General features: G+C 51.8%; 1 protein-coding gene and 1 pseudogene. Both read left to right on the plus strand.

Annotation, left to right across the window (positions count from 1 at the left end; all coding sequences use genetic code 11):
• Nucleotides 1-1,910, plus strand: a pseudogene (locus tag ACLIRY_RS26865) (hypothetical protein); the annotation flags it as partial.
• A 10-nt stretch (nt 1,911-1,920) separates the two neighbouring features.
• Nucleotides 1,921-2,538 (plus strand): hypothetical protein, encoded by a 618-nt coding sequence (locus tag ACLIRY_RS26870; protein ID WP_413208491.1) that lies wholly within the window; start codon nt 1,921-1,923, stop codon nt 2,536-2,538.
• The last annotated feature ends 294 nt before the right edge of the window (nt 2,539-2,832 follow it).

Consider the following 2,832-nt stretch of genomic DNA (forward strand, 5'->3'; position numbering starts at 1 on the left):
GCTTGACCGATGCGGCTTTGTCGGGGCTGGACCTGCCGGGTCTGAACGTGGCGGCTTCTGAACTGACCTTCGTGGAGCGGCTTGAGCGGGTCGCCCTGCAGGCCACGATCCGCAATACGATCCAGTTCGGGTCGAACGTCGCGCTCTACGGCCAGGATCCGGGCGAGGCGGCCTTGGCGATGACGCGGAGCCTGGGTGCCGATGTGATCGGGACCATGGCCTCCTATGAAATGGGGGCCTTGGTCAGCGGCTATCAGGACACGACGCTGGGGTATATCGGCGACAAGGTGGCCCAGGCCGCCGTGGGCTGCGCGACGGGAGCCATCGCGGGCGGGTCCTGCACCTCGCGGGCTTTGGGGGCGGCCCTCTCGGCCATGGCCATGGATGCCTACCTCGGCGCGCTGGACCGGAGCGCCTACACGGCGGAGGAATGGTTCGCCATCCAACAGCGGATGGGCAAGATCGGCGAACTGGCCGCAGCCCTTGGCGCAACCTTGACCGGCCAGAACGCCGACGAAGCCGTCGCAGCCGCGCAAAACGTCGCCGAAAACAGTGGCAAGGATCTCGATTGGCTGCTCGGCACGACCCGAGAGAACTTCGCTGGTCTAGGGGACACGGTTGATGAGGTGATCACGGCCCTATCCGTAAGAGAGCCGAAGGTCGCCAATCAAGTACGCGCTGAAGTCAATGTCACGCGTGAGCAGGCGGAAGAAATAGCCGCTGCCACAGGCGTTTCCGTCGAAGAAGTCGAATGGGACTTCCAGACAATGGCGGCACTCACCTCACGTCAATCAGCTAACGCACAAGTTCTAGAGTATATGCGGGCCGCTGGTGTCGATGAGGCTCTTATTCAGGCCGCGTCTTCACTTATGGCCCAAGGAGGGTGGGTCATGTGGGATGCCGAGGGGCATCCGACTTTCGAAGCCAATGGAATGCCGACCTTTGGTTACAATCCGATCACGGCAGAAAATCTGCCACCTCCGGGAGGCGTTTCATCGCCAACAGGAGCGCTGTCCCCGCTGAAGAACGCCGCTGCAATGGCCGGGCAAGTGATGGCAGAGGCCAGTGCCCTGATCGCCAAGTATGGGGATACCGTCGAATATATTGTTAATGGCATGGTCTATACGGCGTTGACTGTGACCAGTGGTCCCCTGGCTGCAGCGGGAAAAGCCGCCATTGACAAGCTTGTCGACTTGGCCATGGAGACGCTTTTAAGTGGCGTGGTCGAGACGGGCCTGAACAAGATCGCCGATGGGTACGAATGGCTGGATCAAAGCCTGACCCGGGATGAAAGCCTCACGCTCTCTACCGCTTCCGCGATCATTGCGGTACTCGGGATCAGTGGAAAGCAGGCCGCTCAGGATCTGCTGAGGTCCGCCAATCGGCTCGTGCGGACGAAGGTGGCAATCAAGAACGGGCTGGCCACGGGATATAGGCCCGAGATCAAGGACGGCTCCACGGTTATCGTTCATACGGATGGGCGGATCTACGATGCCGTTGACGATATCCCCGAGTATCAGTGGCCGACAGGTCAAGGAGCCCTTAAGGACGCCTACTGGTCGACCAGCCGGAGCGAAGCCTTGAGCAAAGCCAGACAGGCTTATGGTGTCCCCAATAGCAGTCAACCGCTGCTCACGGTGAAACCAAATACACCGCTTGGCCAAGCCATGGGGCTGGATGATCGGAACGTCAGAGCCTATCTCTACAAGAACTCCAATGGCGACCTTCTGGTTATTCGGGAGGATAAAGCGGCCTTGTATGGGGCCGATGGGGGCCTGGGCGATCAGGCTGCGCACTTCAATGGGGCAAATGTGACGAAGCAGGGCAATGTGGTGTATGACTTTAAAAAACCTGAAAGGACCTTAACTTCTATCTCAGAAACCAAACTTAATGAGCATTTCTATTTTTAGGAGGCGGATAATGACCGAAGAAATGTTAAATTTTTTGAATAATGTGATTCGAAACAAGAGTAGAAATAGAGAAAAAATTAATATATACAAAAGTACTCTTAATCCAGTTCTGTCGAGAAAAAAGAATTCAGAAAACGGAAGTATATATATTGTGTCAATGGAAGCTACAAAACTTCTTTTAGCAAGAAAGATTATTGAGAAAAACGGCGTTATGGAAGGATATTCTTTCTTTGAATTTTACGATAACTTAGTTGTGTATATAAGTCCTATTGATTTTTCGTACTTTCGAAATTTCACTCGCCTTCCTCGCCCAGTGAAGGATTGCACATATGATGTTGGTTACATATCAGGGGAACATTCACCAACAATGGATGAGATAAAGAAATATGTTTTTTCCGAGTTAAAAATAATAAAAGAGAGAAAAGAAATATTTGAGAATTTTCTTTCAATGGAAGATTTTATGCTTCAGTGTGAAAAATATAGAAGATATATATTTGAGGACTTGATTGAGAATTATTTGCTAGAAATAGGATGCGGCCTAATAGCGAATAGGTTTTTTGAGGCTAAATCTGAAGATGTCGTCTCTATTAGTCTAAAGATTTTAAATAAAAAAACGATTCTTTTATGAAATTTAAAGAGAATACGGAGGCTGTTAAAAAATAAGATTGCCCACCCAGGTGGGATTCGCTGAGGGCATATCGGGGTAACTCCTTCTGTGATTGCCGCCCGTAAAGCAAAAAATTTTCAGCTACTTGAGCGGGAGATCGAGAGCGGCCTTCTATCAGGTCTTTAAAATCGTAATTGCTCACGGGGTTGGCGAAATCGGTTGGCTGACGGCCTGGGTTGTGATTCAACCTTTGTATGAAAACGCCCCGGACATATCGACTTAGCGAAGCGGAGAAAGACGCCTTGCTGCTTGAGC

The sequence above is a fragment of the Rhodospirillum sp. A1_3_36 genome, from assembly GCF_047263945.1.
GTDB lineage: Bacteria > Pseudomonadota > Alphaproteobacteria > Rhodospirillales > Rhodospirillaceae > Rhodospirillum.

Bases quoted from the DNA above. Each gene is read 5' to 3' on its own strand.
- ACLIRY_RS26870 (WP_413208491.1), top strand. From the start codon at position 1,921: ATGACCGAAGAAATGTTAAATTTTTTGAATAATGTGATTCGAAACAAG.